Origin of the sequence: Accumulibacter sp. (genome assembly GCF_023806565.1) — a bacterium.
Taxonomy (GTDB): Bacteria; Pseudomonadota; Gammaproteobacteria; order Burkholderiales; family Rhodocyclaceae; genus Accumulibacter.
This window is the reverse complement of the sequence record NZ_JAMTDV010000125.1, coordinates 60,980-67,887: the sequence shown is the minus strand read 5'-3', so window position 1 is coordinate 67,887 and position 6,908 is coordinate 60,980. Positions and strand designations below refer to the sequence as shown.

Genomic DNA, 6,908 nt, shown 5'->3' with positions numbered 1-6,908 from the left:
AAGACATCCTGCAGGACGTTTTCCGCCTCTCCCGGATCGGGCACGCGCTGACGATGAGGCTTCCCAACAGCCCTCTTTCGCGGGCAACGGCTTCCCTCAGGCGCCGGTTGCGCTCGGACATAAAGAGTGGCTCTTCGTAAGTCGATGGTAGGGAAAGCGATGTATCCATGCCAGGGTAGACGAACGAGGGGCGTGGATATTGTCGGGTGGTGAAATGGAGTTGGCGTGTCGACAGTATGCCCCCAGCCATGCGGCTTTCTGCAGGACAAGCAAAAACCCCCAGGGCGAGACTCTGGGGGTTTCGGAGAAGCCCGAAGCGGGCTTACTTGGTCGTTGCCGGTGTCGCCGCGTCGGTCTTCGGCGCAGTGTCGGTCTTGGCGGGCTTGTTCGCCGGCTTCTTGGTCTTGCTCGCCTGCGCCGTGCCCTTGGTCCCGCTCTTGGCGGCTTCGCTCGTCGCTGCCGGAGTGGTCTTGGTGCTGTCGGTGGTCACCGGCGAAGTCGCCTTGGCGGTGTCCGCTTTGACTGGCTCGGCCGCTTTCGGCGCTTCCACCTTCTTGTCGGCGGGAGCCGGCGCGGTCACCTTCGTCGCCGGCGTCGTCGCGGGAGCGGCAGCAGGAGCGTTCCCCTGGGCGAACGAGGTGGTGGCAAAGCCGGCGGCAACCAGCAGGGCGATCACGGTCTTCATCATCTTGCATCTCCTTGAGTGTCTGGGTCTGGTTTTCAGGTACTGCGACATTGCAGCGCCTTGGGCCGAACAACGCGACCCACCCCCCGGAGGATGTCAGTACAAGTGTAAGGTCATGTATCGCTCTGTCACGTCCGCGAAAGCAGTCACGGCGCTGCTTGCGCCTGTTCCGTGCCGGCCCGGGCCAGGCGGCGGCGGGCGCAGTATTTCCGGAGTTCTTCGAGCAGCAGCATGCCCGCTGCCCAGGGCAGCAGGAAGAGCCAGGCGTCGAGCGGAATCGGCGCGGTACCGAGGAGCTCGTTGCCGATGGGCGTGTAGTCGATGAGCAGGATCAACGCGACTTCGAGGGCGACGCCGTAAAGGATCAGGCGGTTGCCGCCGATGCCGGTGGTGATCACCGAGCGGAGCGCGCTGCGGCAGAGGAATACATTGACGATCTGCAGCAGAACGATCGCCGACAGGCAGGCAGTGGTTGCCTGCCGGTACAGCAGATCGCTGGAGTGCAGGTCCATGCCGTAGCTCCAGCCGCCGGCGCTCAGCACGTAAAAAAACACCGCCATTGCCGCGGCGGCCTCGTAGAGACCGAGGAAGAAATAGGCGCGCATGGCCACTGCCGCGTTGAGCAGGCGCTGGCTGCGCGAACGCGGCGGGCGTCGCATCATCACCGGGTCTCCCCGTTCGACTCCCAGCCCGAGCGCGGTCAGTGAATCGGTCCCCATGTCGATCGCCAGCGCCTGCACCGGCGTCAGCGGCAGGGGAATGCGGAACAGCGCGAAAGCCAGGTTCGGAATCAGTTCGGCGACGTTATGTACCAGCACGTAGGTTAGGAACTTGCGGATGTTCTGGAATACCGCGCGGCCTTCCTCGATCGCGCTGACGATGCTCGCGAAGTGATCGTCGAGCAGCACCATGTCGGCGGCTTCCTTGGCCACGTCGGTGCCGGTGACGCCCATGGCGATGCCGATGTGGCCGGCGCGCAGGGCAGGGGCGTCGTTCACTCCGTCGCCGGTCACTGCGACGATCTGGCCCTTTGCCTTGAGCGCCTCGACGATGCGCATCTTTTGATCGGCGGCGACCCGGGCAAAGAGGATTTCGGGCGCATCCAGCGCGAGCTGCAACTGCGATGGAAGGAGCTTGCGCAACTGGTTGCCGGTGATCACCCGTGCCTCGTCGCTCTGCACCAGTCCGATCTGGCGGGCGATGGCGAGGGCCGTGCCCGGATGGTCGCCGGTGACCATGATCACCTTGATTCCAGCGCGGTGACAGGTGGCGATCGCCGTGTCGACCTCGGCACGTGGCGGGTCTTCGATGCCGGCCAGGCCGCAGAAAGACAGAGCCTGTTCCTGTGCCTCGCGCGGACAGGCAGTGGGCAGGCGGCGGCTGGCCAGCGCGATCACGCGCAGGCCCTTGGCGGCCATTTCCTCCTGGGCGCGCACGATGGCGTTGCGCCGGCTGTCGTCGAGCGGCTGCACGCTGCCGGCGAACAAGATCGTTTCGCAGAGCGGCAGCACACTCTCCAGCGCGCCTTTGCAGTACAGCGTCTGACCGTCGTTGTCGGGATAGAGCACCGACTGACGCATGCGCTCGGAGTCGAAAGGCCATTCGTCGCTGCGCTGCGTCGGGGGCGGCAGTGGCGCGATGCGATCGGCGAGTTCCACCAGCGCCACTTCGAGTGGATCACCGCTCAGCTCGATCCGTCCGTTGGCGCGGGTCTCGGCGAGATCCTGGCAATAGCGGGCGACGCGGAGGAAGTCGCGAGCCCCAACCGCCTCGCGTTCGCTGGCGAGAGTCTCGACGTCGCACCGGCGGAGATCGAGGAACACCTCACGCACGCGCATCCGATTCTCGGTCAATGTGCCCGTCTTGTCGGTGCAGATCACGGTGACCGAACCCAGCGTCTCGACCGACGGCAGGTGGCGGATCAGCACCTTGCGGCGAGCCATGCGCTGTGCGGCGAGGACCAGCGACAGGGTCAGCGTCGGCAGCAGTCCCTCGGGAACCAGGGCGACGATGATCCCGAGCGTCAGAATCAGGTCGCGCCAGAAGGGCACGCCGACCAGACTGCCGAGCGCGAAGAAGAAGGCGCCGATCCCGAGTGCCAGATAGGCGATGCGCCGGCTGAGAAGGGCGATTTCGCGGCGCAGCGGCGAGTTTTCGCCGGCGCCGGATTGGGTCAGGTGGGCAATGCGTCCGAATTCGGTATGGGCACCGGTGGCGAAGACCACTGCCCGTCCCTGTCCACCGACGACCGAAGTTCCCGCGAGCAGGATGTTATGCGCGTCGAGTGTCTGCTCTTCGTCGGAAGGCACCGCATCGCTCGCGCGCGGGCGCGACTCACCAGTCACCGTGGCGCGGTTGATGCGCAGTCCGAAAGCTTCGATGACCCGGCAGTCGGCGGGTACGTTGTCGCCTTGTGCAAGCAGGATCACGTCGCCCGGCACCAGTCCTTCGGCGGCGACGGTGATCACCGCGCCGTCGCGCAGGACCTCGACCTGACTCGGCAGCAGTTCCTGCAGCGCGGCGAGTGTACGTTCGACACGCGCTTCCTGCCAGAAGGAGAACAGGCCGGAGAGCAGGATGACGACGATCACCGCCACGCCGACGCGCGCCATCCCCTGTCCGGGATCGTACCAGTCGGCGAGAAACGCGAGCCCCGCCGCAACCCACAGGATGATCGAGAAGAGGTGGGTGAACTCCTTGAGCAGTCGCAGTGCCCAGTGTTCGTGCGCCAGACGCTCGACGCGGTTGGCGCCGTATTCGAGCAGCCTTGTCGCCGCTTCCGCCGACGCCAGACCCTGCGGCGAACTGCGCACGCTTGCAAGCGCTTCACTGACCGGGAACTGGTGGATTTTCATGGCTGGCCCGAGGCACTCTGGCCGCCGCAGTGGTCAGGGCGGCAGCCGACCGGAAGAACCGGACTCACCGGATTCGCCGACGACTCCGCGGCGAGTATCCGGGATCCACGCGACTGCTGTCAATCGCGGCCATTGCCGGGACCAGTGCCGGAACCATCACGGCAAGCTGGAAATCCCTGAAATCGCTTGAACCCACGCACTCGAATCGGCTAGAATCGCTGGCTTTCTTCCCAAGAACAATTGGAGCAACAGTCATGGCGCGTGTTTGCCAGGTGACGGGCAAGGGCCCGATGGCAGGGAACAATGTTTCCCATGCCAACAATAGAACGAAGCGCCGCTTCCTGCCGAATCTGCAGTATCGCCGCTTCTGGATCGAGAGCGAGAACCGCTGGGTGCGCCTGCGCGTATCGAACGCGGGTCTGCGCACGATCGACAAGAATGGTATCGACGTCGTGCTCGCCGAATTGCGCGCCCGTGGCGAGATCTGACCAGGAGAGCAGCCATGCGTGACAAGATCAAGCTGGAGTCGACCGCCGGAACCGGCCACTTCTACACCACCACCAAGAACAAGAAAACGATGCCCGGCAAGATGGAGATCAAGAAATACGATCCCAAGGCCCGCAAGCACGTGATCTACAAGGAAATCAAGCTCCGCTAGGGCGGAATGCGGGCGCCGCCGCAAGGGCGGCGGCCGTTGTTCCCGTTTGTGCGTCTCATTGCGCCGCCTCTATGAGGCGGCGTTCGCGGACGCCCTTGGCGAGGATTTCCAGTACCTCCAGCGAGTCGTCCCAACCCAGGCAGGCATCGGTGATGCTCTTGCCGTATTCCAGCGGCTGGCCCGGAATCAGGTCCTGACGTCCTTCGACGAGGTGTGATTCGATCATCACCCCGATGATCCGTTCGTCGCCGGCGGCGAGTTGGCTGGCGGTATTCCTGGCAACCTCGATCTGCTGCTTGAAGCGCTTGTTGCTGTTGGCGTGGGAGGCATCGATCATCAGCCGGGCCGCGAGGCCGGCCGCGGCAATTTCCCTGCACGCGGCGTCGACGTGCGCGGCGTCGTAGTTCGGTTCCTTGCCGCCGCGCAGGATCACGTGGCAGTCCTCGTTGCCGCCCGTGGACACGATTGCCGAGTGGCCCGCCTTGGTCACCGAGAGGAAATGGTGCGGCGACTGCGCCGCCCTCAGGGCGTCGATGGCGATGCGGATGTTGCCATCGGTGCCGTTCTTGAAGCCGACCGGGCACGACAGGCCCGATGCCAGTTCCCGATGTACCTGCGATTCGGTGGTGCGCGCCCCGATCGCGCCCCAGGCGATCAGATCGGCCGTGTATTGGGGTGTGATCGTATCGAGGAACTCGGTCGCGCAGGGCAGACCCATGTCGTTGATTTCGAGGAGCAGGCCGCGCGCCAGCCGCAGCCCTTCGTTGATGCGGAAGCTGTTGTCGAGACGGGGGTCGTTGATCAGGCCCTTCCAGCCGACTGTCGTGCGCGGCTTTTCGAAATACACACGCATCACGATGAGCAGATCGCTCTCGAAACGGGGAACTTCGCGATGCAGACGCGTCGCGTATTCCACCGCCGAATCGACGTCGTGAATCGAGCAGGGTCCGATTACCACCAGCAAGCGGTTGTCGGCGCCGTGCAGGATGCGATGGATCGCCTGGCGCGCGTTGTAGGTCGTCGTTGCCGACCGCACCCCGACCGGAAACTCCCGGAAAACATGCGCGGGCGGGACCAGTTCCTTGATTTCCCTGATCCTTACGTCGTCGGTATTGGGCTTGCTTTGCAAGGTCATGCGTTTTCTCCTGACTTCCGGCGTGACTGTGCCAGTGGCTTCCGCTCTCTGGCGACTAGCCGGTACAGGGGAGGGCGGTACAGCCCGAGGTCAAGCTGCCAGCTTCGCCGGTCATGCCTGCCTCGCCGTCGGCGTGTCTGGCGGCGATCGCGATGAATTCCCCCAGACGCGCGACAAAGGCATCGACGACGTCCGGATCGAAGTGGCTGCCGCGCCCTTCGCGAATGACGTGCAGGGCGCTTTCGAGCGGAAACGCCCGTTTGTATGCGCGCTGCGTGATCAGCGCGTCGAAGACATCGGCCAGCGCCATGAGACGCGCGGCAACTGGAATTGCGTCACCGGCCAGCCCTTCCGGGTAGCCGGAGCCATCCCATCGCTCGTGATGGTAACGTGCGATGTCCTTGGCCATGCGAAGGAAATCCAGCGGCTGTTCGGCGTCCCGCTCGGCCTGTTCGAGCGCCTGAAAGCCGAGCTGGCTGTGCGTCTTCATGATCGTCCATTCTTCCGCAGTCAATCTGCCCCGTTTGAGCAGGATGGTGTCGGGAATGCCGACTTTGCCGATGTCGTGCAAGGGCGCGGACTTGACCAGCAACTCGACCTGCTCCGGATCGAGGAAGTCGGCAAATCGCGGGTGCGATCGCAGCTCCTCGGCCAATGTGCGCACGTAGCCCTGCGTGCGGCGCAGGTGATTGCCGGTTTCCGGGTCGCGGATTTCGGCCAGGCGGGCCAGTGCGCGGATGCCGACATCCTGGATCTGCAGGTTGTCGGACATCCGTCGCGCGATTTCGGCTTCGAGATTGTGATTGCGGCTTTGCAGTTGGTCGCGGGCGGCCTTCAGTTCGAGGTGGGTTCTCACCCGCGCCAAGACGATTGCCGGCCTGATCGGCTTGGTGATGTAGTCCACGGCCCCCAGCGCGAAGCAGTGTTCCTCATCGTCGCCCCGATCCAGCCCGGTGACGAAAATGACCGGAATGTCGGCAGTGTCCGGGCGGGAGCGCAAGCGGACGATCACTTCGTGGCCGTCAAGGCCTGGCATCACCACGTCGAGCAGGATGAGGTCGGGCCGTGGCTCGCTGGTCGCTACCTGCAGGGCCTGCCTCCCGGAAGTGGCCATGCGCACCTGGTGCAGGGGTTTGAGCAGGCCACTCAGGATCGCCCGGGTTTCGCTTGCATCGTCGACGATCAGAATGGTTGCCATGGGTGTCCCAGCGCGGAAGCAGGGTCGCATTATTACCTCTTCCAAGGCTCGCGGCAATCGAACGAACGCTTCGTCAATCGCAGGCATTCCTGACGTGCGACGCTCGCGATGGCGCCGCCGCCGTCGTCGCCGGCCTGCGCCCGCGGCCCCGGCCGGAGCGGGGCGTGGCAGGGTGGCGAAACGACGCCGCCGATCATCGACCGGGGCGGGCCCGCGGCGCCGATCGAACCGCTTCGGGTTGTCTTGTGCCGCGCTTTTGGGTACATTTCTGCCCTCGTGTGGCAAGTGCCCAGCAGGCCCTGTCCATGCTATGGAAATCATTGCGCTCTTCCGTCCGGTCGCGGGGTTTGCCGTGACGGGTGGAGTGGCCACCGAAA

At 64.7% G+C, this 6,908-nt stretch carries 6 protein-coding genes; 2 read left to right on the top strand and 4 right to left on the bottom strand.

The genetic code is table 11. The annotated features are described in order from the left end of the window. Nucleotides 1-322 precede the first annotated feature (322 nt). Together NFV80_RS14850 and NFV80_RS14845 are read right to left on the bottom strand one after the other, a co-directional pair. Complete coding sequence (locus NFV80_RS14850) at nt 323-688, bottom strand: amine oxidase (RefSeq protein ID WP_295324458.1); 366 nt, start codon at nt 686-688, stop codon at nt 323-325. 143 nt (nt 689-831) lie between these two features. Further along, nucleotides 832-3,540, bottom strand: coding sequence for a cation-transporting P-type ATPase (locus NFV80_RS14845; RefSeq protein ID WP_295324455.1), 2,709 nt, complete (start codon nt 3,538-3,540; stop codon nt 832-834). Between the two features lie 254 nt (nt 3,541-3,794). Here NFV80_RS14845 and rpmB point away from each other — a divergent pair, with 254 nt between their 5' ends. Further along, a complete protein-coding gene (rpmB, locus tag NFV80_RS14840; protein ID WP_287460652.1) occupies nt 3,795-4,028 on the top strand; it encodes a 50S ribosomal protein L28 in 234 nt (77 codons plus the stop codon). 14 nt (nt 4,029-4,042) lie between these two features. Beyond that, nucleotides 4,043-4,198: a 50S ribosomal protein L33 gene (gene rpmG, locus NFV80_RS14835; RefSeq protein ID WP_015767232.1), complete on the top strand. Its 156-nt coding sequence runs from the start codon at nt 4,043-4,045 to the stop codon at nt 4,196-4,198. A 55-nt stretch (nt 4,199-4,253) separates the two neighbouring features. Here the strand turns inward: rpmG and aroG are convergent, their stop codons facing one another. Together aroG and NFV80_RS14825 are read right to left on the bottom strand one after the other, a co-directional pair. Next, on the bottom strand, nt 4,254-5,333 hold the full coding sequence (aroG, locus tag NFV80_RS14830) for a 3-deoxy-7-phosphoheptulonate synthase AroG (protein ID WP_295324451.1): 1,080 nt from the start codon (nt 5,331-5,333) through the stop codon (nt 4,254-4,256). A gap of 55 nt (nt 5,334-5,388) precedes the next feature. Then, nucleotides 5,389-6,531 (bottom strand): two-component system response regulator, encoded by a 1,143-nt coding sequence (locus NFV80_RS14825; RefSeq protein WP_295324448.1) that lies wholly within the window; start codon nt 6,529-6,531, stop codon nt 5,389-5,391. Nucleotides 6,532-6,908: the final 377 nt, after the last annotated feature.

Bases quoted from the DNA above. Each gene is read 5' to 3' on its own strand.
- NFV80_RS14850 (WP_295324458.1), bottom strand. From the start codon at position 688: ATGATGAAGACCGTGATCGCCCTGCTGGTTGCCGCCGGCTTTGCCACC.
- NFV80_RS14845 (WP_295324455.1), bottom strand. From the start codon at position 3,540: ATGAAAATCCACCAGTTCCCGGTCAGTGAAGCGCTTGCAAGCGTGCGC.
- rpmB (WP_287460652.1), top strand. From the start codon at position 3,795: ATGGCGCGTGTTTGCCAGGTGACGGGCAAGGGCCCGATGGCAGGGAAC.
- rpmG (WP_015767232.1), top strand. From the start codon at position 4,043: ATGCGTGACAAGATCAAGCTGGAGTCGACCGCCGGAACCGGCCACTTC.
- aroG (WP_295324451.1), bottom strand. From the start codon at position 5,333: ATGACCTTGCAAAGCAAGCCCAATACCGACGACGTAAGGATCAGGGAA.
- NFV80_RS14825 (WP_295324448.1), bottom strand. From the start codon at position 6,531: ATGGCAACCATTCTGATCGTCGACGATGCAAGCGAAACCCGGGCGATC.